Source organism: Photobacterium gaetbulicola (assembly GCF_003025515.1).
GTDB classification, from domain to species: domain Bacteria; phylum Pseudomonadota; class Gammaproteobacteria; order Enterobacterales; family Vibrionaceae; genus Photobacterium; species Photobacterium gaetbulicola.
This window is the reverse complement of record NZ_PYME01000005.1, coordinates 109,453-135,864: the sequence shown is the minus strand read 5'-3', so window position 1 is coordinate 135,864 and position 26,412 is coordinate 109,453. Positions and strand designations below refer to the sequence as shown.

At 50.4% G+C, this 26,412-nt stretch carries 21 protein-coding genes; 16 read left to right on the top strand and 5 right to left on the bottom strand.

Going from position 1 to position 26,412, the window contains the following annotated elements; genetic code table 11:
- Window positions 1-219: 219 nt before the first annotated feature.
- Genes C9J03_RS06030 through cobT form a run of 3 tightly spaced genes read left to right on the top strand, consistent with a single transcriptional unit; the run spans window position 220 to window position 4,444 of the window.
- Window positions 220-990, top strand: coding sequence for a hypothetical protein (locus tag C9J03_RS06030; protein ID WP_044623517.1), 771 nt, complete (start codon window positions 220-222; stop codon window positions 988-990).
- A 24-nt stretch (window positions 991-1,014) separates the two neighbouring features.
- Window positions 1,015-3,393 (top strand): DNA polymerase II, encoded by a 2,379-nt coding sequence (locus C9J03_RS06025; RefSeq protein WP_044624523.1) that lies wholly within the window; start codon window positions 1,015-1,017, stop codon window positions 3,391-3,393.
- 22 nt (window positions 3,394-3,415) lie between these two features.
- Window positions 3,416-4,444, top strand: a complete 1,029-nt coding sequence (cobT, locus tag C9J03_RS06020) for a nicotinate-nucleotide--dimethylbenzimidazole phosphoribosyltransferase (RefSeq protein ID WP_044623516.1) — start codon at window positions 3,416-3,418, stop codon at window positions 4,442-4,444.
- Window positions 4,445-4,506: 62 nt separating this feature from the next.
- Here cobT and C9J03_RS06015 read toward each other — a convergent pair whose 3' ends face one another.
- A complete protein-coding gene (locus C9J03_RS06015) occupies window positions 4,507-4,818 on the bottom strand; it encodes a hypothetical protein (protein ID WP_044623515.1) in 312 nt (103 codons plus the stop codon).
- A 248-nt stretch (window positions 4,819-5,066) separates the two neighbouring features.
- Here C9J03_RS06015 and C9J03_RS06010 point away from each other — a divergent pair, with 248 nt between their 5' ends.
- The gene (locus C9J03_RS06010; protein ID WP_044623514.1) at window positions 5,067-5,321 is read left to right on the top strand and encodes a DUF1289 domain-containing protein; all 255 of its coding nucleotides are present in this window, start codon (window positions 5,067-5,069) and stop codon (window positions 5,319-5,321) included.
- Window positions 5,322-5,440: 119 nt separating this feature from the next.
- Here C9J03_RS06010 and rplY read toward each other — a convergent pair whose 3' ends face one another.
- Window positions 5,441-5,719 carry a 50S ribosomal protein L25 gene (gene rplY, locus C9J03_RS06005; RefSeq protein ID WP_039463116.1) on the bottom strand — a complete coding sequence of 93 codons (279 nt, stop codon included), beginning with the start codon at window positions 5,717-5,719 and terminating at the stop codon, window positions 5,441-5,443.
- 338 nt (window positions 5,720-6,057) lie between these two features.
- Here rplY and C9J03_RS06000 point away from each other — a divergent pair, with 338 nt between their 5' ends.
- Entirely contained in the window at window positions 6,058-8,196 is a 2,139-nt protein-coding gene (locus C9J03_RS06000; protein ID WP_044623513.1) for a TonB-dependent hemoglobin/transferrin/lactoferrin family receptor, read from the top strand.
- A 76-nt stretch (window positions 8,197-8,272) separates the two neighbouring features.
- Here C9J03_RS06000 and radD read toward each other — a convergent pair whose 3' ends face one another.
- Window positions 8,273-10,018 carry a DNA repair helicase RadD gene (gene radD / locus C9J03_RS05995; protein ID WP_044623512.1) on the bottom strand — a complete coding sequence of 582 codons (1,746 nt, stop codon included), beginning with the start codon at window positions 10,016-10,018 and terminating at the stop codon, window positions 8,273-8,275.
- 120 nt (window positions 10,019-10,138) lie between these two features.
- Window positions 10,139-10,633, bottom strand: coding sequence for a GNAT family N-acetyltransferase (locus C9J03_RS05990; protein WP_044623511.1), 495 nt, complete (start codon window positions 10,631-10,633; stop codon window positions 10,139-10,141).
- A 298-nt stretch (window positions 10,634-10,931) separates the two neighbouring features.
- Between C9J03_RS05990 and rsuA the strand changes: the two genes are divergently transcribed.
- The 3 genes from rsuA to C9J03_RS05970 all read left to right on the top strand — a co-directional run bounded on the left by rsuA (window position 10,932) and on the right by C9J03_RS05970 (window position 13,679).
- On the top strand, window positions 10,932-11,627 hold the full coding sequence (gene rsuA, locus C9J03_RS05980) for a 16S rRNA pseudouridine(516) synthase RsuA (protein ID WP_044623509.1): 696 nt from the start codon (window positions 10,932-10,934) through the stop codon (window positions 11,625-11,627).
- 186 nt (window positions 11,628-11,813) lie between these two features.
- Complete coding sequence (locus tag C9J03_RS05975) at window positions 11,814-13,004, top strand: Bcr/CflA family multidrug efflux MFS transporter (RefSeq protein ID WP_044623508.1); 1,191 nt, start codon at window positions 11,814-11,816, stop codon at window positions 13,002-13,004.
- A 9-nt stretch (window positions 13,005-13,013) separates the two neighbouring features.
- Window positions 13,014-13,679, top strand: a complete 666-nt coding sequence (locus C9J03_RS05970) for a DUF2913 family protein (RefSeq protein ID WP_044623507.1) — start codon at window positions 13,014-13,016, stop codon at window positions 13,677-13,679.
- A gap of 73 nt (window positions 13,680-13,752) precedes the next feature.
- Here the strand turns inward: C9J03_RS05970 and C9J03_RS05965 are convergent, their stop codons facing one another.
- Window positions 13,753-15,216: an SDR family oxidoreductase gene (locus tag C9J03_RS05965; RefSeq protein WP_044623506.1), complete on the bottom strand. Its 1,464-nt coding sequence runs from the start codon at window positions 15,214-15,216 to the stop codon at window positions 13,753-13,755.
- Window positions 15,217-15,487: 271 nt separating this feature from the next.
- Between C9J03_RS05965 and C9J03_RS05960 the strand changes: the two genes are divergently transcribed.
- From C9J03_RS05960 to C9J03_RS05925, 8 genes are all read left to right on the top strand, one after another.
- Complete coding sequence (locus tag C9J03_RS05960; RefSeq protein WP_044623505.1) at window positions 15,488-16,159, top strand: ABC transporter ATP-binding protein; 672 nt, start codon at window positions 15,488-15,490, stop codon at window positions 16,157-16,159.
- Window positions 16,140-18,605, top strand: coding sequence for an ABC transporter permease (locus C9J03_RS05955; RefSeq protein ID WP_044623504.1), 2,466 nt, complete (start codon window positions 16,140-16,142; stop codon window positions 18,603-18,605). Before C9J03_RS05960 ends, C9J03_RS05955 begins: the two co-directional genes overlap by 20 nt.
- Window positions 18,605-19,708, top strand: a complete 1,104-nt coding sequence (locus C9J03_RS05950) for a lipocalin-like domain-containing protein (RefSeq protein WP_044623503.1) — start codon at window positions 18,605-18,607, stop codon at window positions 19,706-19,708. The genes C9J03_RS05955 and C9J03_RS05950 overlap by 1 nt, the downstream gene beginning before the upstream one ends.
- Before the next feature lie 35 nt (window positions 19,709-19,743).
- Complete coding sequence (locus C9J03_RS05945) at window positions 19,744-21,081, top strand: amidohydrolase (protein WP_044623502.1); 1,338 nt, start codon at window positions 19,744-19,746, stop codon at window positions 21,079-21,081.
- 328 nt (window positions 21,082-21,409) lie between these two features.
- Window positions 21,410-23,611, top strand: a complete 2,202-nt coding sequence (locus tag C9J03_RS05940) for an FUSC family protein (RefSeq protein WP_107291677.1) — start codon at window positions 21,410-21,412, stop codon at window positions 23,609-23,611.
- Between the two features lie 10 nt (window positions 23,612-23,621).
- The gene (locus C9J03_RS05935; RefSeq protein WP_044623500.1) at window positions 23,622-25,271 is read left to right on the top strand and encodes a TolC family protein; all 1,650 of its coding nucleotides are present in this window, start codon (window positions 23,622-23,624) and stop codon (window positions 25,269-25,271) included.
- A 6-nt stretch (window positions 25,272-25,277) separates the two neighbouring features.
- Window positions 25,278-25,481 carry a DUF1656 domain-containing protein gene (locus C9J03_RS05930; protein ID WP_082008569.1) on the top strand — a complete coding sequence of 68 codons (204 nt, stop codon included), beginning with the start codon at window positions 25,278-25,280 and terminating at the stop codon, window positions 25,479-25,481.
- Window positions 25,482-25,498: 17 nt separating this feature from the next.
- Window positions 25,499-26,398, top strand: coding sequence for an HlyD family secretion protein (locus C9J03_RS05925; protein WP_044624522.1), 900 nt, complete (start codon window positions 25,499-25,501; stop codon window positions 26,396-26,398).
- The last annotated feature ends 14 nt before the right edge of the window (window positions 26,399-26,412 follow it).

The following is a 26,412-nucleotide window of genomic DNA, read 5'->3' as shown; positions in this document are numbered from 1 at the left end:
GTACGCGAATACTATAATAGTTTCATGTTTAATTACATTGAAATGTGCAAAATTGTACACATTTCAATGCTTGGTCATTTTGTTGTCGCAAAGTGTCTAGCGACTGACAATAATCTGTCATTTGCTGCGTGATTATTGTTCAGTTGGTGTTGGGGATAGATAATGATGGATGGCGTTTTGGTATAATTTCAACGCCAGAAGAAATTAAGAGGAATATCTGTGACTAAAGCTTTACCTGCTTTGGATTGCCCTGCGGCCTTTCAGCCTGAGTTCGCTAAGATTATTGACCAATTGGTCTTCCAGCTTAGTCGAAGTATTACGGCAGTGCACAGTGTGTATGTTGCCGGTAGTGTTGTAAGAAAGCAGGCGGTAGCAGGTCGTTCGGATCTCAATGTGACTTTGGTTGTGGCTGAGTCCTTGACTGTGTCGGAGCATGCAATACTTAGCAGCATAGTCAGTCGAGTTGAGCAACAGTGGCCACAAATCACCGCCGTACAGCTCACCGTGTTGACCAAAGATGAGGTGCTTGATATCTCAACAATTTTCAAGTGGGGGTTTTGGCTGAAACACTGTTGTGTCTGTGTGTTTGGCGACGATCTTTCCAGCCGGTTTGGTTGCTTTGAGCCTAGCTGGGAGATCGGTAGATCGATGAATGATGATCTGCCTTTACAGCTCGACGAGTACCGCCGAAAAATAATGGCAACAAGGGTGGTGTCCCACTATTTGTCTTTCTGCCGTGATGTTGCAAAAAAAATGATTTGGTCCTGTTATTCGCTGGTTTTCCACCGCTCTGGAAAGCTGGCTTTATCGCTTGAGCAAGCGGCCGAGCTATTTCTTTCTTTTTACCCGCAACATGGGGTGGCGATTGAGCGGCTGTTTCTTCTTGTCTCCGGTACGCAAGTACCGAAAAAAGCGGTGTTGTTCATGATCAATGACTTTGGTCAGTGGATTGTTGCTGAATTTGGTAAGATTGAACGTAAGATTGGTTAAGCCTGGCAAATTAACGAGGTGTTTTTGCAAACTCAGTCAAAAGGCTTTGTACTAACAAGGCAGAGCCGTGATGTTCGCGGCCAAACGGAGATTGTGCTTTGGGTAAGCACCGACACTGGCCCTGTCCGTTTAGTGATCAGCAATGATAAACCGGTGAGCTTTGTTCGTCAGCAAGATCAAGCACCGGCCCAGGCTGAACTTCATAAGGCAGGCATACGGGTTGATTGGAAACCGCTGCCATTAAAAAACTTTCAGCATGAAGCCATGTCGGCTTGTTATTCTCACTCTATTAAAGACAGCCTGCAGTTACCTCAGATCCTTTCTGCGGTCGGCATTGAGGCCTTTGAGTCTGATATTCGCTTGGCCGATCGCTTTCTGATGGAGCGCTTTATTTGTGGCGGTATCGCCTTTACCGGTGAACGTACAGCGAAAGCAGGCTTTGATGAGTATCATCAGGTCAAAGCGAAAGCGGCGGAGTACAAACCCCAGCTATTAGTCGTTTCACTGGATATCGAGTGCTCCGAGAAAGGGGTGTTGTATTCGGTTGGTTTACATTGCGAAAAAGATAGCCGGGTGATCATGGTGGGCGATGCCTCGTGTGACGAGAATGATCATGAATGGATCCAGTGGGTAGAGTCCGAGAAGGCTTTGCTGCTCGCCCTTGAAGCCTGGTTTCTCGAATACGATCCCGACATTATTATTGGCTGGAATGTCATTGATTTTGATTTTCGTCTGCTGCTCAAGCGGGCAGAGTGGAATGCGATAACCCTGCGTATGGGTAGGGGAAAGCAGCCCCCTCACTGGCGCCAATCCACCCAGAACCCGAATCAAGGCTTTATTACCGTACCCGGTCGCGTTGTTTTGGATGGTATCGACACCCTGAAGACCGCCACCTACAACTTCCGCTCCTGGTCCTTGGAGTCAGTGTCGCGTGAATTGCTGGGGGAAGGCAAAGAGATCAACAATGTCCATGATCGGATGGCGGAAATCAACCAGATGTTTCGTCAGGATAAAGTCTCGTTAGCCAAGTACAACTTACAAGACTGCAAGCTGGTATCACGCATTTTTGACCATACCCACCTGCTCGACTTTGCTATTGAGCGAAGTTGCCTGACTGGGGTAGAGCTGGACAGGGTCGGTGGGTCGGTGGCTGCGTTTACCAACCTCTATTTGCCTCAGCTTCATCGTGCAGGTTATGTGGCTCCGAGTTTGGATAGTGAAAACTGGATAGCGAGCCCGGGCGGCTATGTGATGGACTCTAAGCCCGGTTTGTACGAATCGGTGCTGGTGCTGGACTTTAAGTCGCTATATCCGTCGATAATTCGAACTTTTCGCATTGATCCGCTCGGATTGGTAGAAGGCTTGCTGCTCGAAGAAGGCAGGCAGGATAACCAAGCCATTGCCGGATTTCGTGGTGGGCGCTTTCACCGTACCAAGCATTTTTTACCGAAAATGATCGAGTCATTGTGGGCGGCGAGGGATCAAGCCAAGCGAGAGGGCGAAAAGGCCTTTTCTCAGGCCATCAAGATTATCATGAACTCGTTTTACGGCGTTTTGGGTTCGTCGGGCTGCCGTTTCTTCGATCATCGCTTGGCCTCGTCCATTACCATGCGTGGCCACGAGATCATGAAAACCACCCGCGAACTGATAGAAAACAGGGGCTACGAGGTGATTTACGGAGATACCGACTCGACCTTTGTTTCGCTCAAGCACGCCCATTCTGCTGAGAAAGCGGATGAAATAGGCCGCGAACTGGTGGGCTATATCAACCAGTGGTGGAGTCAACACTTGCTGAGTGAATATAAGGTCGAATCGGCGCTAGAGTTGGAATATGAAACGCATTACCACAAGTTTTTGATGCCGACGATCCGTGGTCAGGAAACGGGGAGCAAAAAGCGCTATGCCGGTCTGGTGATTAACAATGGCCAAGAGGAAATGGTCTACAAAGGGTTGGAAACCGTCCGTACCGACTGGACCCGCTTGGCCCAAATTTTCCAGCAATCGCTCTATCACCGTGTGTTTCATGATGAAGAAGTGGAAGAGTACGTCAGGCAGTACGTGGAAGAAACCCGGGCTGGTAAACACGATAATGCATTGGTTTATCGCAAGCGGTTACGGCGTAACCTGTCGGAGTACCAGAAAAATGTTCCCCCTCATGTCAGGGCTGCGCGGATGGCCGATGAGGTGAACCAGCGTCAGGGCCGTCCACTGCAATACCAAAGCGGTGGTTGGATTGAATATGTGATTACCATCAATGGCCCGGAGCCTGTCGAAGCACAGCAAAGCCCAATTGATTACGAACATTACATCGATAAGCAACTAAGGCCTGTCGCTGACGGTATTTTACCTTTTATTGGCAAGCACTTTGATGATATTACTGCACCGCAGTTGGGACTATTTTAGATTTACAGCAAGGATAGAGCACATGTTTGACACCCGTTTCAGCGCACAGATCCAAGAGCGTATCGATCAGAAAACCAAGCCATTGGGGGCTCTGGGGCAGTTGGAGAAGCTCGCTCACCAGTTAGCGCTTATCCAAAGCCAGGGCAAAGCGGATGCGTTGGTTGAAATTACGCTAGAAAAGCCGACGGTTCTGGTGTTTGCCGGCGATCATGGCATTGCGGAGGAAGGGGTGAGTATCGCCCCGAGTGCTGTCACCCAGCAAATGGTGTTGAACTTTTTGGCTGGTGGTGCGGCGGTCAATTGTTTTTGCCGTGCCAATGAGGTGGCAATAAAGGTGATCGACTGTGGCATCTTGCTACCTGTTGAGTTGGGATCTCCGCTATTGATTCAGCGCCGGCTTGGGGAAAGGACGGGTAATTTGGCCACTGAGCCAGCGATGACGCAGCAGCAAGTACAGGAAGGAATAGTGTGGGGGCAAAACCTAGTCGAGGATGTGATCAATCAGGGTTGCAACCTGGTTATGTTTGGGGAAATGGGCATCGGTAATACCAGCAGCGCATCGGCGCTATTAGCCGCGGTTACCGGTGAGCCTGCAGAACGCTGTGTTGGTTTTGGTACCGGCGTAACAACAGGGCAACTGGAAAAGAAAAAGCGCTTGGTCAGCCAGGGCGTCGCTCGATGCGACTCGTCGCAGCCGCTTGATCTCCTCGCTGAGCTGGGGGGCTTTGAAATCGTGCAAATGGTCGGTGGTTTCCTCGCCGCGGCAAAGCATCGTACCCCTGTACTGGTTGACGGCTTCATCGTGACGGTGGCAGCATTAGTGGCTACAAAGATTGATCCCAATTGCCGTGATTATTTGATTTTTGCCCACCAATCCCATGAGTCGGGGCATCGTATTGCGCTTGAGCATCTAGATGCAGAGCCGCTGCTTGATCTGTCTCTTCGGCTAGGGGAGGGGACTGGAGCGGTATTAGCGGTGCCGCTGCTTCGGGCTGCTGCCGAGTTTTACAACAACATGGCCAGTTTTACTGAAGCCGGGGTAACGGTATAGCACAAACAAAAAACCGCATATTGATGCGGTTTTTTTATGCTTGTACTTGGTGAACGCTGGGATCAGCTGAAGTATTCAACACTAGAAACAGAAGACTTCATGGCGTGGATAGGATCAAACTTGATCGCGCCTCGGTTCGGGGTGCAGATCTTATACATGTCGTCACATTCAAAAATAGCCAGAACAGTCTCATCCGTTCTGAACACGTCGGGAAGCGGCTTACCGATTTCACAAGAACATTCAGCCCCTTCATGTTGCCAAACAAGCTTGTAAACGCGTTGGTCTTGCTCTGGTGCTGAAACGTGGTTGGCAATCGAGTTGAATACTGCTTCTGCTTGCTGCGGGCTAGTTGCCGATGGTACAAAGAAATCCATGGTTCCCTCCTGGTTGAACAGCAGTCGTGGAAAAGAGTGGTGACTGCAAATAATGTGATGTTATCGATCCGGATAACCACAAAAGACTAGCAAAATTATTATCAAAAGTACAAGCCATTGAATGACTATTCATTATTGGTGGGAAATCTCGCTGGTTTGCTATTTGGTCGCTTGGCCATCAATTTGGGAAAATGAGTACAAGGGATTATTATCATTAATAGATAGTGTTTGTCAGCGATGGGAAGAGGATGGAACAATTAGACTTTTTTACCATTCCCAGTCCATGTGTCGGGGTCTGTCAGGCCAATAACCGCGGTTATTGCAAAGGTTGCTTTCGCAGCAGGGATGAACGGTTTTATTGGCAGCAACTGACCAATGAACAAAAGCGCAATGTGATCAGACTTTGTAAGCAGCGTTACCGAAGGGTAATGCGTGCTAAAGCCCAGCAAAATCGTCAAGACGATCGCGGTTCAGGTGCATCGCCGCAGCAGGAGTTGTTTTAGGTGACTTTCTCCCAGTTTGTTGAGTTTTGCTAACGCGCTGTGTCATATCCAATAATCCTCCAGATACAAAAAAAGCGCCATAAAGGCGCTTTATTTCATTGAGTATGAATCAAATGCGATTAAACGCGTTTGAAGTCCATGTGCTCAACTTTTGGCTTGAACGCGTGACGCTGGATGTCTTGAGGCTTAACAGCAACTTCTTGACCGTCGATCACTAGAACGATACCTTCGTAGAACTCAGGCTTGTCCATCTGGTTGATCACTTCATCGTGGTTTAGCTCGATAGATACTGGAGCTGCTTCACCACCGTAAACGATTGCTGGGAATTTACCTGCGTGACGTAGGCGGCGGCTCGCACCTTTACCTAGGTCAGTACGTACTACTGCTTCAAATTTCATCTTAAATACTCTTTCAATTAAATTCACTGAGTAATGCGACCTTACTCAATGTCGTAAAAACGAGCGCGAATATTAGCAGCGTTCCAATCAAGCGGCAAGTGAAAAAACACAGCTTTCAATCAATGACTTAAAAATTAGGCAATTAGCCTGAAAAGACGCTGCCTTGCTTATAAGTCAGACATGAATGATAAAGCATCGTTTTAATGATAAAAAGCAATATGGTGAGACTGAGAAGCAACCCTAGGAAAAATTTATATGATAATGATAGTAATTATCGTTTGTATTTGTAATAATCCCTGCCAGTTTCATTACCACCTAGAAAATAATAAGCAGGGAATATGAGTTATAAGCTTACTTTAGTGGCAAGTTCAGTGGTTCTTGCGCTTTCACCTTCTCTTCATGCTCAAGATGACTTTTCCGTTTTTGATGAGGTCGTGGTTTCTGGTACGCGTTCAGAACAAAGCATCAAAAATATTCCATCATCAGTATCTAAGGTCTCTTCCGAGGATATCGAGCAGAATTTGTCAACGGACATTAAGCAGGCGTTGAAATATGAGCCTGGTGTCCAGGTCAACGGCCAGGGCCGCTTTGGCATGGAGGATTTTACTGTCCGGGGGATGAGCGGTAGTCGAGTGAAGGTGTTAGTCGATGGGGTCGAGCAACCGTCCTCTTACAACCCTGGAGCGGATGTAATGCGCAAAAACGCCAATACCTTTGAAGTTGATACGCTCACGGCGATAGAGGTGAACAAAGGCCCGACCTCGACACTTTATGGTAGTGATGCCCTCGGCGGCACCGTGCTGATGCGTACCAAGAATCCAGAGGATTTACTCGGGGCGGGTGATGATACCCATGTTGGTTTGAAAACGGGCTATGCCAGCGCGAATGACGAGTACAAAGCAACGGTTGAAGTAGCCAATCGTACCGGCGACCTCGACACCATGCTGATTTATACCTACCGCGACGGTAATGAAACTGAAACCCATGGTGATGGTGCTGATATTCTTGGTCCTGAGCGTGGGGCTGCCGATCCATACAAGATTGAATCTCACAATATATTGGCGAAGGTGTTTTACCAAATCAACGCTGCCCACCGTATCGGCGTGACTGGCGAGTATTACACTCGTGATGCAAAAGGCGATATTTTATCTGGCGAAGGCCGTGACGGTGGCATGCCGGGTTATATCTACACCAATGTTCATGGTAAGGATAAAGACAATCGCTACCGTTTAGGTTTTGAACATGAGTGGCAGGCTGATTTTACCGCTTTCGAAACGCTTGGGTGGAGCCTGAACTGGACGGAAAGTGAGTCCGAGCACAATAGCTTCGATCATACAGAGGCAAAGGGTAACCGAAATCGCGCCCGTTCTGGTAAGGACGAAAGCCTGCAGTTTGATTTGCAGATGCAAAAAGCGATTGAGCTAGCAACGAGTCGCCATGAGTTCACTTACGGAGCGACAGCCTCAAATGACAAGTTCAAGTTGTCCTACACTGACTACAACTTGGATACCGGTGTGAGCACACCGGGAAGTGAAGAAGTACCAAGCTCCGAATCAGAACAGCGCGCGGTGTTCGTTCAAGACCAAATGTTCTTTATGGACGACCGCATGGTTGTGACTGCAGGCCTGCGTTACGACGACTACAAAGCGACACCGGATAGTTCATCGGGTCTAGAGCAGCATAACAGTGATGCTCTAACATCGCGCTTGGGCGCAGTTTATCACTGGAATAACAATCTGAGCACTTACGCCCAGTACAGCGAGGGCTTTCGCTCGCCAACTATCTACGAAATGTATTATGACAAAGATAATTCGATGTTTGGCTATCGGATCGAGGCAAACCCAGATCTGAAACCGGAAGAGAGCCAGTCCTATGAAGTTGGTATCCGTGCCAATAATCATCTGGGCTCTGTAGAGTTGGCTGTTTTCTACAACGACTACAAAAACTTTATTTCGAGCAAAACAACGATGGATGGCAGTGTTGAAGTTACCCGTAATGAAAATATCGGCAAAGCGCGCATCTACGGTTCGGAATTTAAAGGTAGCTTATGGCTAGATGAGGCCTTTGGTGCGCCGATGGGCTCCTATGCCCGTTTGTCGATGGCATACCTTGACGGTGAAGATCGTGAGACTGGCAACACGCTGGATACTATCGCGCCATTTACCACGGTTGTAGGCGTTGGTTATGACGCACCATCTGATGCTTGGGGGACCGCATTAACGGTCACTGCCGTTGCGGCAAAAGATGAGTGGGAAGAGGCTGATAACCTGAAAGCACCAAGCTATACGGTTGTTGATTTGACCGGTTACTACCGTCCGACCCAGGATCTCACGTTACGCGCTGGCCTGTTCAACGCCTTTGATGAGAAGTACTGGCAGTACCAGGATCTTGAAGGTGCGACGGCATCCACACAGGGCATCGATCGCCGTACACAGCCGGGCCGTAACTGGGGTATTAACCTCGATTACGCGTTCTAAGCGAGGCTGATTTGATATAAATAGCCGCATACAGCTTTGTTGTCGTGCGGCTTTTCTACTGTGGTACGTAAAGCAATTAGTCCTTTTGGTACTGTTCTAAATCGAACAGTTTGTCGCGTATTGCCCAGAAGCGTCCGCTCTTGCGGGCAATAACGATTTCTGGTGGCCGGAAGCGGTGCTCGTTGTTGGCCACTTTGGTCGGAGCGGTCTCGGTGAAAGGACGGTGACGATCAGCCAGATGAGGATTGACGAATTTCTTCATGAAGCTGTCTTTTTGCCCCTTGGTTGATAGCGGCCATACTTCACTGATCTCGGCTCCCTCATCACTGATGTAAACCACCTTGAGCTGAGGTTTGCCAAATTTGTTCTTGCCCGGCTCAAGGCGCAGGTCATGGCAGTTCATGATCATTGCATCCTTGAGCTTTAAGGCATCGCGCAGTTTCTTGTCAGGATCAACCATTACCGCATCGCAGACATTGCAGCGCCTTGCTGCGATGTCATTATCGGCACCGCATTCTTCACAGTACTTGGCTCGAAAGCGATAACCGCATTCTTCTCGCTCGCCGGAGTCATCGTCTTCAAAATAGCCTTGGCAACGGCGGCCATAGTGTTCGATCAGGAAACCGGCCGGATCGAGCTTACCCCAAAAGCTATTTTTGAAACCACATGCAGGACAGGGCACCATAATGACTTCACTGTCGCTGTTGGGTTTGGGATCGCCGACTTCCGGTTGGTAGAGATCATAACAATTGCCTGCATACTCCAGCACCAGGCAGTCTTTCTTGCCTTCGAACAGGCGCAGCCCCCGGCCGACAATCTGTTGGTAGAGGCTGATCGATTCTGTCGGGCGCAGAATTGCAATTAGGTCGACATGCGGTGCGTCAAAACCGGTGGTTAACACCGATACGTTGACCAGGTACTTTATTTCTTGTTTCTTGAACTGTTCGATAATCCGGTCACGTTCATCAAGCGGCGTGTCACCAATAACCAATGCGGCGTTTTCACCTTCAAGGTAGCCCATGATTTCCTTGGCATGGTTGACGGTGGAGGCAAAGATCATCACTCCGCGACGGTCTTTAGCGTAGTCAATGACTTGACTGATGATCATTGGTGTCGCGCGGCCGGACTGCTCAATCACGCTATCGAGGTCGGCTTCTTTATAGCGGCCGTTATTGCCAGGTTTCAGCTGCGAGAAATCATAGCCCATTACCGCCATATCCATCATTTTCGGTTCAGTCAGAAAGCCTTCATCCAGCAAGTAGCGGATAGGTAACTCGAAAATACAGTCTCGGAAAAAACGTTCTTGCTCGGTGCGGACTTGCCCTCGGGTGTGGTATTTGTAAATCCAGCCCATCCCCAGGCGATAGGGGGTGGCGGTCAGCCCGAGGATTTTTATGCCGGGGTTGATTTTTTGCACGTGTGAAATCACCCGGCGATAGGCACTGTTTTCGTCGTCAGGGACACGGTGGCACTCGTCAATGACCAGCAATGAAAACTCATTGGCAAATTGGTCAAGGCTGTTGACCATTGACTGAACAGAGGCAAACACGACTTGCCGGTCGGTTTCTTTTCGTCCTAGGCCGGCTGAGAAAATGGAAGCTTTGAGGCCATAGCTTTCATACTTACTGTGGTTTTGCTCAACCAGCTCTTTGACATGGGTCAGTACCAGTACTCGGCCGCGGGCGATGCGAGCTAGCTCTGCCACCACCAAGCTCTTGCCTGCCCCTGTGGGAAGGGCCAGCACGGCTGGTGTGCTGTTCTTTCTAAAGTAGTGGATGGTCGCATTGACACTGTCTTGCTGGTATGGGCGAAGCGTATACATATAGGCGAAAATATCAGGGATGCTATGGGTAACTGTATAAGTTTACAGGTGTGTAGGGGCAATGAAAACACCCGCTGACAAAAGCCTTGTCAGCGGGTGCGGGTAGAAATGGGCAGTTGGCTATGAAGCGATGTTGAGCGGCACTGCTTCAGGGGAGATGATCTTGGTCATCATGCAGAACTGTCGGCGCGGTACAAAGTCATGTTTTTCATAGAACTTGCGTGCTCCCTTGTTACCGATATTCACTTCAAGCGAAAGGGCATGCACACCGGCGGAAGCCGCATGGGCTTCAATTTGCGGGATCAAGGCAGTACCGATCCCTTGCTGGCGCCATTCAGGTCTGAGGTAGAACTGGTCGATCAAGCCGATGCGTCCGCCGTGCTCTAAGCTGAAGCTATAGCTGATAATGATGTGGCCGGCGATGAGCTTTTCGCCATCGATGTCGACTTCGATAAACCAAGCCTGACCTAACTCAGGATTCGTGAGCAGGTGTTGGATAGCCTGCTGAGTTTGTTCTTTTTTTTTCGGCAGTACTTCATATTCAAAAAGCTCCTCAACCAATGTAAGCAGCATGTCCATTGATGAAATACTTGGCGCAACAAGTGAGATGTTCATATCGTAACCTTTACAGCTAATCGGTATAACCAATGCGTAGATGATACTTGTTATACGTAACTATTGCCTGAATACGTCTACTGATTTTAAAAGATACATTGAAAAATGTTTGAGACTTTGAGGTTAGTTACGTTCTGGGATTTTGCACTGAACTTTTGGGAAATTGTTTACCACGAAGGGGAGTCTTCATGGATTCGTTGCTCAGTTGCTTCTATTTTAGCCCATATCATGAAAGGGATAATGCCCAAGGGCGCCAGACTTGGTATGATACGCGTTTTTGTACCATCTGGAGCCAACCATGAGGCTTGATAAGTTTCTTAGCACAACACTTGGAATTACCCGTAAAGAAGCCGGTAAACTATTAAAAAACAAACTAATTGAAGTTAACGGTGAGGTTGTTAAGAACGGCGCCCAGAAAGTCAGCGATGATTGCGATGTTCAGTTCGACGGTCGTTCATTGTGTTTTGATGGTCCGCGTTACTTTATGCTGAACAAACCGTCGGGTTTTGTTTGCTCCCATGTCGATGATTTTAATCCAACGGTGTTTATTCTGCTGGATGTCGTGAGTCCAGAAAAGCTGCATGTCGCTGGCCGGCTCGATGGTGATACAACCGGTTTGGTCCTATTGACCGACGATGGCCAGTGGTCTCATCGTATTACTTCTCCTCGTCATGTCTGCGAGAAGATATACTATGTTGAAACGGCCGACCCTATCGCGCCTGAAACGGTCGAGCAATTTGCCCAAGGTGTGCAATTACGCGGTGAGAAAGAGCTGACCCGTCCGGCTAAGCTGGAGATCTTGGATGAGAAAGCGGCATTGATCACGATTTCTGAAGGCAAGTACCATCAGGTGAAGCGTATGTTTGCTGCGGTAGGCAATAAGGTTGAGGCCTTGCACCGTGAGCAGATTGGTAGCGTGGAGCTGGATGAGGAGCTTGCGCCGGGTGAATACCGGGCACTGACGCCGGAAGAAGTGGCCTCTTTTACCAAGTAACGCTTCTACTCACGCCTGTTACAAGAGGGCTATGCGAGATATCCCTCTGTTTCCTTTTTCTACTTTTCCCGCATTAACTGCAAAAAGACATGATAGAAACGCACTCTTTCCTGGAGGGAAAGAGTGTATTCAGTTAATTCATCGTACAATAAAAGTCTTTGACTTTTTCCAGCACATTGAGAACACATGACTGCGACAGACAGCCAAAAACTAAGTATTCAACTCATTCTTATTCTGGGGGCAATTGGCGCACTGACACCGTTGGCGATAGACATGTATCTCCCAGCGATGCCGACAATTGCAAAAGATCTTATGGTCAATCCTGGCTTGGTACAGGCGACCTTGACGGCCTATACGGCTGGCTTTGCCTTTGGTCAGCTTATTCATGGCCCACTAGCAGATAGCTTTGGTCGAAAACCCATTTTGATTGTTGGCATTATTTCTTTCGCCATTGCTGCTGTATTCTGTGCGGTGTCAGCGGATATTCTAGAACTGACATGGATCCGCGCTGCGCAAGGTTTCGCTGGTGCCGCGGCGGCGGTTATTATCCAAGCCTTGGTGCGGGATATGTTCGAGCGTGAAGATTTTGCTCGCATGATGTCGTTCATTACCCTGGTGATGACGGTGGCACCTTTGATCGCCCCGATGCTGGGTGGCTTTCTGGCGGTATGGTTTGGCTGGCGCTCGATTTTCTGGGTTCTGGCCCTGTTTGCGGTTGTGATCGGTTTTGCCGTAACGGCCAGGATCCCTGAGACCTTACCCAAGGAAAAACGGCTGCCGTTTCATCTTGGTTCGACCCTACGTAATTATGCAAAAATGCTGATCAACCCTGTGGTGGTCGGTCTGGTTTTCTGTAGCGGTTTTTCATTTGCCGGTATGTTCACCTTCCTGACCGTTGGCTCGTTTGTCTATATTGATATCTACCAAGTCAGCACCGAGTACTTCGGTCTATTGTTCGGCCTCAATGTGGTGTGCTTGATTCTGATGACCAGCATCAATGGCCGCTTGGTGAAAAAACGCGGCTCGCACTGGATGTTACGTTTTGGCCTGACTGTACAGTTAATCGCCGGTATTGGCTTGGTTTGTGGCCAGCTGCTCGGCTTGGGCTTGTGGGGGGTAGTGATCCCTGTCATGCTGTTTGTAGGAACCATCTCAATTATCGGCAGTAATACCATGGCATGTCTGCTTGCTCGCTATCCGCATATGGCGGGCACGGCGTCATCACTGGCGGGAACCTTGCGCTTTGGTACCGGTACCGTGGTTGGCGGACTGGTTGCCCTGATGCACAACAACACGCCGTGGCCTATGGCACTGACAATGGCTGCCTGTGCAGTGCTTTCAGCTTTGTTTTATTGGTTCCTTTCACGAGAAGCATAAAGGTTATCGATGGCTACGTTTTATCAAGAAATTTATAAGGTTGTCTCGCAGGGGCTACAAGAGCTGATGGATTCTCAGCAAGCCGGGAAGACGCCGAAGAACCCAGTGAGCGAGACGCTGTATCTTAATGCCTGGGTGACTAAGGTCATCAAGCAGCAGCGTTATGATCATGTGGTTGCCAAAACGCTGGTTGATTGGCAGAAGCAGGCGCGCAGTATGGGCAAGAACGCTCAGCTCAAGAGCCAGTTTGAACAGATCAAATCCTGCTACGAGGGGATCCCTCAAGACGGCGAAGTAACGGGTACACTACATGCCCACACGCTGCATGACTCTCAGCTCAAAGCTCTTTATGGGCTGCTGGAGGAGCATGATTGGCTGGTGACGACTGAATATGAAGTGAACCGCAAGGTGACCCACCATACTGATGGCCAGGCCTCGTTGGTGGTCTGCTCGGCCCAGTACGCTGCCGCCTTTGATGATAGCGGGGAAATGGTTAAGCCGCTGTCACTGTTTGTTCGTGGCGATACCCGTCAGTTTATTGATCTGGCGTATGCTCAAGGTCTGTTGCTGTACAAAGTGACAGATTACAAATCGATAGTGAAATACCATGGCGAGTACAAGCTGTTTCCACGAAATGCCGGCACGCATTTGCCTGAGTTGCCAGCCCAGCAGTAATCAGCTTGATTTACACGAGAAAACGGGAACCGAATGGTTCCCGTTTTTGTCTTTGCTATAGCCACAGGTTTGATTATATCGTCTCGGTTTTCCCTTCCTGTGCCTTTGCATGGCAGCGTTCCACTAAGGCATGGGTCATCCCCCGGAAGATAAAGAGGTGAGCGGGCATCATCGCAAACCAGTAGAGCAAGCCGGAGAAACCTGCTGGGTGCCACCAGGCGCGAATGTCGATTTCGCGGTGATCCCCCTTATCTTCAATGGTAAATTCCAAGCGGCCAAGTCCCGGAGCCTTCATACCAAATAGCAGCGACAAAAAGCGGTTAGGCTCGATACTGATCACCTTCCAGGAGTCAATTTTATCTCCCAGCTTCAGATGGTCGGGATCCCGGCGGTAGCGGTTCAGCCCTTCGCCACCGATAACCCAATCCATCCACTCTCTGATCCACCACAGATAATTGGCATAAAAATAGCCCTCTTTCCCGCCCATCCGCAGAATTTGCCGCCAGAGTTGTTCGGCAGTGGCGTTGGTTTTCAAATGGTATCCAGCTTGTTTGGGGTAATAACCAAAACCGGGTTGCCAGCGAGCGAGCGCGTCTGGGTCAAACCCCCAGATATCACTACGGACAACTTCGTTCTCGTGCGCCAGGCTTTCTTCCACGGCTTCGTCATAGCTCAGCAGATGCTGGGGGATCAGCGATTGCAGCGCAGAGCCGTTGGCCCTTAAATCATGGCCTAGTCCGCCGATTAAGGCTTTTGCGATATTGGTGGGTACGGATGTTACCAAGCGAAGCCAGCGGGCGGCGAACCTTGGGGTCAGAAAGGGCAGGGGCAAGATCCTGACTTTTCTCCCGGCCTGAAAGCCAATCGTACGAAGCTGTTTGGCATAGCTGATATTTTTCGGGCCAGCGACATCCATTATTTGGTGGCGGGTCGGCTGGAAGTTGAGTAGCTCAATCAGGTAATGCAGCAGGTTGCGCAGTGCGATCGGTGAGCTCTTGGAGTAGACCCATTTTGGGGTAACAAGGATGGGGAAATGCAAGGCAAAATCGCGCATCACTTCAAAGGCAGCAGAGCCGGGGCCAACGATGATCCCCGCACGCAGCTCGGTAATTGGTTTACCGCTTTCTCTTAGAATTTCTCCTGTCGCCTTGCGGGCTAAAAGGTGTTCGGAAGGTTTGCCGTCTGAAGGTTGCAAAGCGCCCAAATAGATCACTCGCTCGACATCTGATTGTTTAAGGGCGGCGCTGAAATTTTTCGCAGCCTGCAGTTCAATGTCAATAAAGTCGTGGCCGTGGTTCATGCCATGGACGAGAAAGAAAACACTTTCGACTCCTTCCAGCAGGGGGGCTAGGTCAGCTGGCTCGGTGAGATCGAGTTGGTGTAAACTGACATTATCAAGATTTTGCCAGCCGCGCTTTTCTAACAATTTCAAGTTGCGGCATGTGGCTTTGACCCTATAGCCTGCACAGGCCAGTTCGGGCACAAGGTGACTGCCGATGTAACCCGATGCGCCAACAACTAAAATTGTTTTATCCATATACTACTGCTCCGTGTAGCGGGTAATTGGCCAGTTAAATGAGGTGGAATCAAAGACTGGCTATCAAACAAAGGTATACAATAAAAATATACAACAGCAATCGCGGTTGTGCGGCGCTATTTTGTGAGGGGCATGTAGGGGCTTTAAAGGAAATGTAGAGCGGATGTAACGTAATAGGTGTGTTTTATCTCTATGTTCATTAAAGGCCTTTATAGAACAATTGGTTTGCTGTAAATTTCAGGGCAAACACTTCCTATAACTGGGGATTATAATGTTACGACTGGTCAACCTTTGCAAAGGATATATGGATGGTGATGAATACCATTCGGTTTTGCAAGGTGCTGAGCTGGAATTAAAGCAAGGTGAGCAACTGGCGCTGATGGGTGAGAGTGGCTCGGGAAAAAGTACCCTGCTTAACCTGATTGCTGGGCTAGATAGTGTTGATTCCGGCGAGGTATGGCTTGGTGATAAGCCTATCCATACTATCTCGGAGCGAGAGAGAACGGCTTTCCGTCGTAACAATATAGGGTTAGTTTTTCAGCAATTCAATTTGCTACCGACCCTCACGACGGCAGACAATATTCGTTTCTGCCGCCAGCTCAAGGGGCTGGAAGAAAACCCTGCGCTGTGGCGACAAATTATCGCCGCCTTGGATTTGATGCCGCTGCTGGGGCGTTACCCGGAAGAAATGTCGGGAGGCCAGCAACAGCGCGCGGCGATTGCCCGGGCGCTTTACATGGAGCCACAAATTCTATTGGCGGATGAACCGACCGGTAGCCTGGATGAGCGAAATGCCGCTGCGGTGATTAATTTGCTTATCAACCTGACCAAACAATTGGATTGTACTTTGCTGCTGGTTACCCACAGTAAACAGGTGGCCGCACATATGAACGGCTGCATTCGCCTGCAGGGAGGACTGTTACATGTCAAGCCCCGTAGCTAAAGCGCTTTGGGGGCATTATAAGCGTCACCCTCTTCAAATTGTCCTGGTTTGGTTGGGACTGACATTAGGTATTGCCCTCTTGGTTGGGGTCATGGGCGTCAATCAGCAAGCGCGTGAAAGCTACCGCGATGGTGAACTCCTTTTTTCCAATCCTTTTCCCTATCGCATCCGTCACAGCCAGCCGGCGTTAAAAGTCCCGCAGGGGTTTTATGTTCAACTTCGTCGTGACGGTTTTAGCCAGTGCGTGCCGATGGATGAGCTGCGAATTACGCTTGACAACGGGCGCAGTCTAGAGCTTGTCGGCCTCGATCCTATCGCGTTGTTTTCCAGCTTCCGCCACAATACCGTACCGGGCAGCGAGAACCAGCAACAGATCCTGTCCCTGATGCAGCCGCCTTATCCGGTGCTGGTGGGTGAGCAGCTCGCCAACTATATGGGATTCAAGGATGGCCAGATTTTGCAACTGGAGTCTGGAAAGTCCATCGGCCCGCTCCAAGTCGTCAGTGAAGAGCGTATCAAGGGACCGCGGTTAATTGCAGATATGGCCTTGCTCAGGCAATTGCAGCCTAGCTCAGGGCTTAGCTCGATTCTTTGTGGCGACTTGGATCCGAAAACGGTCAGCAGCCTAGAAGACAAGCTGCCCACCGCGCTCAAGCTGGAAAAACAAGAGACTGCTGGCCTAGAGCCGCTCACGGATGCGTTCCACTTGAACTTGCTGGCTATGGGCATGTTGGCTTTTGTGGTCGGCCTGTTTATTTTCTATCAGGCAATGTCACTGTCCTTTTCCCAGCGGCAGCCATTGGTTGGGTTGATGCGCCAAGCGGGGGTTTCTTCGGGGCAATTGATAAAGGCACTGAGCCTGGAGCTGGTGGTGTGGATTGTCGTCGGTTTGATCGGGGGGAACCTGTTGGGTCTGCTGCTGGCAGAGAAACTGCTGCCATCGGTGGCCCAAACCTTGAACGATCTCTACGGGGCCAATGTGAGCTTGGCCGTTCGTTGGCAATGGGAGTGGGGAGCGGCCTCTATCCTGATCGCTGTCGGCGGGTGTCTGTTAGCCTGTGGCTGGCCTTTGGTGCGGCTGATTAACAGTCAGCCTGCGCGTTTGGCCACTCGCATGTCGCTGGTTAGGTTCAGCGGGCGAGAGTTTGCCTTTCAGGCGGTGTTCTCGTGCATGTTCGTCGGGGCGGCTATTGCGGCCTATCAATTGCCACATGGTCAAAAAGCCGGTTTTGTCCTAATCGCTTGCATACTGATTGCCTCGGCACTGGCGATGCCTTTCTTGTTGTGGCAGCTGTTCCGTGTGCTGGGGATTGTGGTTCGCTCAGCTCGCCTGCGCTGGTTCTTTTCCGACGCGGCGGCCAGTCTGAGTTATCGAGGCGTTGCCGCAATGGCATTCATGCTGGCACTGGCATCGAACATCGGCATGGAAACCATGGTCGGCAGTTTTAGGAATACCACTCAAACCTGGTTAGAACAGCGTCTGGCTGCTGATATCTATATTCGCCCGGCGGTCAATATGGCTCCGAGGATGACCCAGTGGCTAGAAAACCAAGATGAAGTGAAACAAGTGTGGTGGCAGTGGCGCAAGATGTTACCATCCGAGTCTGGCACCTTGCAGGTTGTCAGCGTTGGCGGAACCGATGACGAAAAACAAGCTCTTGCGGTTAAAGTCGCAATGCCAGAATACTGGCAGAAATTGCATCATGAGCGGGCCATACTAGTGAGTGAGTCGATGGCCCTGAAACAAAATATCAAGCCGGGGCAGGTACTCGACCTGCCTCCGCCATTAAACAAGCAGTGGCTTGTCGCCGGTGTGTTTTATGACTACGGCAATCCCTATGGACAAGTCATTATGTCCCAGAAGCGCTGGAAGGCGATTTGGCCTCACAAGGGGCAAGTGAGCCTTGCGGTACACCTTAATGATCATACCCAGGCAGAGACTATTATCCGCTCTCTTGGTGAAACATTCCGGTTGCCGCCGGAAAGAATCCGCAACAACAATGACTTGATGCTCCAGGCAATGAATGTGTTCGATCGTACATTTATCGTCACGGCAACACTGGGCAAGCTGACCTTGGTGGTGGCCGTGTGCGGGTTGTTCTTTGCCACCGTGGCAGGGGAAACGTCACGCCTACGCCAGTTTGCCTTGTTGCGCTGTATGGGCATGACCGGTCGGGAGCTGGCGTTGCTGGGGGGAGGGCAATTGCTCTTGATTGGTTTGCTCACGGCATTGATAGCTTTGCCGCTTGGCCTTGTTTTGGCTCAGTTACTTATTGATGTTGTCTTGAAGTACTCCTTCGGCTGGACAATGCCAATCGAGTATTTCCCAACCAACTATCTGTTCTCCCTGGGCTCGGCATTGGTCGTGTTGCTGCTGGCCGGGGCGTGGCCGGTATGGCGGCTGGTGAAGCAGTCTGCAATCATGTCATTAAGGGAGTCGTTCTGATGAAGGGGAGAAATTTCCTGCGCGGGTATTTGATAGTCTCTCTTGTCGCTATTGTTGCGGTGCTGGGACTGTTGAGCTGCGAGCCAGAAGAAGCCCAGGTAAACCGTTCCGTCTCCATGATGGTGGGGCCAGACAGTGACCAATTTGCCCAGGTCGTGCCTGGTTATCAGTTTGAGTTTCCGCGTGATCATTTACCCCACCCAGAATTCAGAACAGAATGGTGGTACCTGACGGCTAACCTTAAAGCAGAAGATGGCGAAGAGTTTGGCTTTCAATGGACCTTGTTCCGTTCCCGTTCGTTGTCTGGCGAGGGGCACGGTTGGGAGAACCCGCAACGGTATATGGCCCACTTAGTGGTGACTGGAGAAGATAAAGTGTGGTCTGCCGAGCGCTTTGCCCGGGGCGGGATCGGCCAAGCGGGTGTGTTAGGCCAACCCTTCCGGGCATGGCTGGATAACTGGGAGTGGCGATCTTTCTCTGACTCCCCATTCCCAGGAGTGTTGTCGTTCGCCGATGACAGCGGTATGGCCGGCAAGCTGGCGATCCAGCAAACCGGTAATATCGTGCTGCAAGGCGAGCAGGGCTATAGTAAGAAGCATGCGACCAAAGATATTGCATCTTACTATTTCAGTGCCCCCTTCTTGCAAATTGACGGGCGAATCGAATTAGACGGACAGCGTTTTGAGGTCACCGGTGAGGCCTGGTTTGACCGTGAGTGGAGTAGCCGCGGACTGGCTGATAATCAGCTGGGTTGGGACTGGTTCGCTATCCATCTTGATGATGGAAGTGCATTAATGCTGTATCAGATCAGAGAAAAAGATACCCGTCCGTATTATTTTGGCTCGCTAAGTTGGGCCGATGGCCGTATTGATGTACTGGAAGCTGAAGATATTCAGTTGCTGCCGGTTACATTCTCAACCCAAGGGGGAAAAACGCATCCTGTTGCATGGCAGATAGATGTGCCGTCAAAAGGGATAAAACTTAAAGTGGATGTGGTCCGGAAGGAGCAGTGGCTCCCGTTCATCTTCTCTTATTGGGAAGGGCCGATAAGGGTTACAGGAAGCCATACAGGACAAGGATTTATGGAGCTGACAGGCTATTGAAGCCGCGCCCTGTAAAAGATTATTAGGAACAATAGGTGTTAAGTAACTTGCATTTCGATGAACAGACGCTGTCTCAGCGCTTAATGAATCATCGCCGGGAGTTTCATCGCTACCCGGAAGCCGCGTGGCGGGAATTTTTTACCACGAGCCGTATCGCTAGCCATCTTGAAAACTTAGGCTACTCGCTGCATTTCAGCGATGAGATCATCCTTCGCTCCTCGATTATGGGGCGCGATGAAGTGCTGGTTGCACAGGCTCAAGAGCGAGCGATCAGTTGGGGAGCGGATATTACCTATCTGGCCCACATGGATGGTATCACCGGTGTTGGCGCGGTGCTCGATACGGGGCGGCCAGGCCCTGTTATTGCGTTGCGTTTTGATATCGATGCCGTTGAAGTGATGGAAAGCGAAGAGGACGCCCACCGCCCTCGGTTCCTGGGTTTTGCTTCACTGGCACCGGGTGTGGCGCATGCCTGTGGACACGATGCTCACGCTTCGATCGGCTTGGGTATTGCCGAAGTATTGGCACAAAACAAAGATCAGCTCAACGGTAAGATAAAATTACTGTTTCAGCCGGCAGAAGAAGGGTGCCGCGCGGGTAAGGCCATTGCCGAGAGTGGCTGGCTCGACGATGTGGATTATTTCTTTGCGGCCCATATTGGCATGAATGTGCCAAGCGGGACCTTAGTCTGTGACCCCCAGCATTTCCTCTGTAGTTCAAAGTTTGATCTTCATTTTACGGGCAAACCCGCTCACGCTGGGATTGAGCCCAATGCTGGGCAGAATGCCCTTGCGGCGGCTTGTACCGCGGTAAGCCAGATGCTGGCTATTCCACGCCACCGTGATGGTATGACTCGGATCAACATCGGGCAAATGCATGCCGGCGATGGACGTAATGTCATTCCAGCCAGTGCGGTACTGCTGGGGGAAACGCGTGGTGAGAACCGTGCCTTGAATTCCTATATGTTCCAGCAGGTGGAAAACATTGCCGAGGCTGCGGCGATGATGCATGGGGTGAAAGTTAAACTCTGCGCGCAAGGCGAGGCGATAGGTCTTGAAAATGATCTTGAGCTCGTCGAATTGCTGGAGTCTGTTGGCCCGGAGAGTGGATTTACTGACGTACTCAGAGAAAAAGATTTCGGTGCCAGTGAAGATGCCGGCTATTTGGTTGACCGCGTGCAGTCCCGCGGTGGTAAGGCGATATATTGTCTGGTTGGCTCGGACTTAACGGCAGGCCATCACAATGGTGATTTTGATATCGATGAAAGCCGTATGCTGCCCGCGGTTAAGCTGCTGCTCAATGCTGTCAATGCCCTTCAGCAACCACTGTTGCGAGCAGAGTCGGCCAGTGAACCGTCGATAACCAGCAATTGATTTAATCGCAAACAAGGCAGTCACCCTGCCAACTAGGATATTATCCTTTTTGTCACAGGCCCCGGTGAAAACTGGGGCTTTTTGCATCCTTCCTGCCAATAGTTACGCCATATCTGAAGGGATTCTCAGTCCTTCAATTGCTGTTCAAGTAATCTAACAGTTCGATAAATAAGACAATTTTTTTCTGTGCTTTACCCAAAATAACCTAGCCTTATTAAGCAGCGTATTATTAAAAGGGTATCGCGTGAGTAAAGCCAACACTCAATTACTCCGTATTAAACAAAGATTGTCGGTTTTCCAGTTGGGTAACTGGTTATTGCCTTTTTGCTTGAGCGATAAGTTCAAGTTTGCCTTCCGTGTTGCTGTCAGCCTGACGCTGGCCTACTTGATCCCCATGGCTTTGGGCTGGTCTCAGCCTTCGACCGCGGCAACAACCGTAATGTTGATTGCATCGACGGGGAGCCGCCGCGAATCACTGGCCAAAGGCACGCTGCGGGTACTTGGTACTATTGCCGGAGGGATTATCGGGCTAATCCTCGTCGGTTTTTTTACTCAGGACAGGCTGCTCTACATGGTTGCCGTTTCCCTGGTTGTTGTGGTTGTTTTCTATATTCGCTCAGCATATCTCAACGATCCGACCTTATTCATGCTGACGGGTGTGATGATCCTGATGATGTACAATGGCGGAGATGCTGAAGGTGCTTTTATTTATGGGCTTGATCGCACCTTCATGACGATATTTGGTGTGGTCGTTTACACCATTGTCGGGGTGTTCCTCTTTCCCCCCAGGGTAGAGCAGAATCTCCGTCACCTTGGTGATGAACTGAGCGCCGCACAAAAAGCGTTGTTTGAGGCCATAAGCCAGCCGCCGCACCAAGTAGAGTCAGAGAGTCCCCCTGACGGGCAAGAACTCGGCTCACCGCCGTCGGGTGACGAATCAGCGGTAGCCAAGGTGGAAGATGTTCCTCCCACGGTGGCTGAGCTCAGTAAAACGGTATTTGCAGCCCAGCAAGCCTTCGAAGCTCGGTACCAAACCCTTAACAGTGAATGCAGCGAGATTTCCGCCTACAAAAAAGAGTGGGACGGCACGGTTGCGTTATACAGCCAGATTTCCGAACTGCTCTTATTTGCCGCGAAGGACCATTCACGCTCAGGCGGACACCCGGTGGACTATCTCCGTGACTTTGAGGAAATGCGTGCCGAGGTGATTGGGCTATTCGACAGGTTGCCGGATGCCTGGGAGAAGCAGGAAGCCCATCCTCCGCAGTCACTGGCGGCCGTAGAATATGATGGGGAAAGGCTGAAGCAGGCCGGGCACTTATACCGCGGGGAAGCGATATCCTCAGGTTATCTGTTGAATCAGCTGCGGGAGCGCCTCGCCAAACTGGAGAGCTGTATCAGCAGTATCGACTCGTTGACCGGGACGGTGGAATTCGAATTGCCAGCGTTAAAGGCCAAACCCAACTTTAATTGGTGGGATGCCGAGAATGCCAAGTCTGCGGTAAAGGTTTTTGTCACCTATTGGCTGGCGGGGGCATTTTGGATCCATTTCAACCCGCCTGGTGGCTATAACTTTGTTATTTTCAGTACGTTATTTGTCTCTATCCTGTCTTTTTTGCCTTTCCATCCAGTGATGCTTTTTGTTCTGTTTACTCTTGGGTTTGTGTTCTCCGTGCCTGCCTATGTGTTTTTGCTGCCGCAACTGACTCTCGGCTCGGAACTGGCATTGTTTATCTTCATATATACTTTTGTCGGGTTTTATATTTTCAAGGGGCCCATCACTATCTTCTTTCTACTGGGGATGTTTACCCTCGGTATTGACAACAACATGGTGTATCACTTCGGGATCACCCTCACGATTGTTACTCTGTTCTATATGACGGTGCTGTCAGTCGTGATTTCCTATTACTTGCCTTTCTCAAGCCGCCCCGAACATTTAGTGTTGGTGTTTCGTGAGCGATTTTTCCGCCATGCTGCAGGGGTGATCCACTTACTGCAGGTCGACCAGCTGTCGGTTTGGCAGAAACTGCAGCTGGTTTGGCGCATTGCCACTATGGTGGTGGCGCTGAAAAAATTACAGGTGTGGGGAGCGAAATTTAACACCGCCCCATACCCGTCGCTGACAGCCGAGCAACTCACTCAGTACATTGCCCAATGCGATGTATTCCACCACCACCTGATGACCTTCATCAAAGCACGTAAGCAGTTAGATGAAAGCCCGCTGCTGGTGGAGGCCAAGCAAGGCCACAGGGACACCGTCATTCCCGCATTGGCTGTCGCCTTGTGGAAGGCAGACTCATTGAACGCGGCTAAGTTGGATGTCGATCATCTCCTGCAAGACTATAAGCGGTTGGAGGAGCGGCTGGATGAGTATTTTTCGCATCTCGAATTGGAGAAGTATTCGAATTCAGACATCGCCGGTTTTTATATCTTCCTAAACTTGAAAAAAAATATTTTCCAGTCGTTGCTCAACTGCAAGCAGGCAAGTGATGAGATTGCTTGGGATGAGCTGCAGATGAAGCGGTTTTAGGGGGCATAACTTGGTAGGTAAGATCAGCGTTTGCTTAACAGTGATTTCCCTGCTGGTGACGTCAGGCTGTACGGTGCTGGGGCCGAAATTTGAGGGGGTGGCCCCCGCGACATTGCCGACATCGTGGTCAACACAGGACCTGGCGTACAGTAAGACGGTGACTGCGCGTTGGTGGCAGCAGTTCAATGATCCTGTGCTTAATGCCCTGGTCGACAAGGCCAGCCAGCAAAACCTGGATTTGGAGGCGGCAGGGCTTCGGATCTTACAGGCCCGCGCAGCACTTGGCGTGGCGGAATCTTTTCAGTATCCACAGCGCCAGAATGTGTCGGGAAGCGTGGCGAAAATCTACCAGAATGAAAATACCTTCGACAATGCCTCGTTGAGTTTCGATGCCGCCTGGGAGCTGGATGTCTGGGGGCGCTACGCACTCGGTGTCGAGTCAGCAGAGGCAACCTTGTATGCCTCAATCGCTTCCTATCACGATATTTTGGTTACCATCACGGCTGAAGTTGCCAGGAACTACATCAACTACCGCACCTTTCAGGAGCGGGTGTTGTTATCTGAGCGCAATATTGACATTCAGCGCCGGGTGGAAAGGATCACCGAGATTCAGTATGAGTCGGGTAATGTTACTGAGCTCGATGTTCAGCAAGCAAGGACCCAGCTATACAACACCGAATCGGCACTGCCAAGTTTGAAAATCGGTATGATGCAGTCACGCAATGCCATTGCGGTATTGCTGGGGATCCTTCCGGAGCAAGCCATGGAGCTGCTAGACAGCTCTTGGGTGAATGCCAAAGTCGCGGCATTTGATAGTAAATACGCCGCGACCCGAAGCCGTAGGCTGACGAGTGATTATGATCAGTTTTCGCTGATCCCCGCAACATCACCTATCCATACGCAGGTCGAAGCCGACTTGGTGCTGCGCCGGCCCGATCTCCAATTGGCCGAGTTGCAGGCCCATGCCCAGAGCAGCCAAATCGGTATTGCAGAAGCCGATCTCTATCCGCAGTTTTCCTTGTTCGGTGTGATTGGCATCAACAGTACCGTTCCGGCAGGGAATGACTTTAGTTTCAGCGATTCGCTTAATCTTTCTCTTGGCCCTGCTTTTTCCTGGAATATTTTCCAGTATGGCCGGGTAGAGAGTGCGATCCGAGCCCAAGATGCCCGCTTCCAAGAGACGCTAACCAACTACAACAAGCAGGTCTTGCTGGCGGTACAGGAAGTAACCAATGCTTTGGAGTCTTACCAGCTCAACCAGGTTCAGAAGGATCTTGCTTTCCGCTCTGTTGATGCATCCGTTCGCGCCTACAATATCTCCCTGACTCAGTACGAAAATGGCCAAATCAGTTTCGAGCGCCTGCTAAATTCACTGGAGAAAATGACCCGCAGTGAAGATGCCTATGCGATCGTTAAGGGGAATGTTGCCAATCAGGTCGTTGCGCTCTACAAGTCATTGGGCGGTGGCTGGGAGGCAGAAACCGGCCGTTCATATCTTAGTGATGCACTGCGATCCCAAATGGAAAGCCGGACAGACTGGGGCGAAATGCTAGACGACACCCAATTGCCGGTGCTGTCGCCCGGTGAAGTGCCGAAGGCGGTCTCTCCCTTTGGTGAGCCGATAGATCCGGCCAAGCAGCAATACCCAGGAGGTCCATAGATGGAAATGCCGCATGAAATGTCCTGGGGAGACGTGTATTACTCACCCTTTTTGCTGGTCATCATCTTGTCTGTGATAGCGACTTGGATAACGGTTGTGATCCTCAATAAAACTCGGTTGTCCCGGTTAATTGCTTATCCATCGATGACATTTCTGGCAATAACGGTGCTCTACACCGTTGCTATTGATGCTTATTTTATTCAATTTTAGGTGTGCATATGAAGAGTATAAAAAAGCTATTCGTTATTGCGCTGAACCTCATCATTTTTGGTGGTGCTATCTATTTGGGCTACCAGAAATATCAAGAATATTTTGAAAATCCCTGGACACGAAACGGTCAGGTCAGAGCCAATATCATTAAAGTGGCACCTAGAGTATCCGGACCCGTTGTCTACGTGGCTGTCGTTGATAATCAGTTTGTGCGCAAAGGTGAGTTGCTGTTTCAAATTGACCCCACGACCTATGACGTTGCCTTGTCGCAGGCAGAGGCCTCGTTAGAGCGGGCGAAAATAAGTTCCAAGGGCAAAAAGATTGAGCTTGACCGGTTGCTTGATATCCAACGCAAAGACCGAGGTGCGGTCTCGCTTAAGGACATTACCCGCCGGCAAATTTCCTACGAGGAGTCGCTGATTCAAATCAAAGTGGCCGAGCAAAATTTACGCGCAGCAAAGCTGAATATGGAGTTTACCCAGGTGTTTGCTTCGGTCGATGGCTATGTGTCTAACTTGGACATACGTGAGGGGACGCAAGCGGTGGCCAATCAGCCTTTGCTTGCCGTGGTCGATGTGAACAGTTTCTGGGTATTCGGTTATTTCCGGGAGAACCAACTGGCCAATATCAGGATTGGCGACGAGGCCAAAGTGACCTTGATGGCCTATCCCGAGCAGCCGATCGAAGCGGTGGTCGATTCAGTCGGGTGGGGGATAGCACCACAAAATGGTGCCGTGGGCTATAACTTGTTGCCGAGTGTAAACCCTGTTTTTCAATGGATCCGCCTGGCGCAGCGTATCCCCGTGAAAATCACATTGGCCGCCTTACCTGAAGGGGTGAACTTACGATTTGGCATGACGGCATCCATCATGGTGATGGAAGAGCAGCAGGATTCGGGTTCACAGCAGACACAATAGGCGGATGAGGAGGC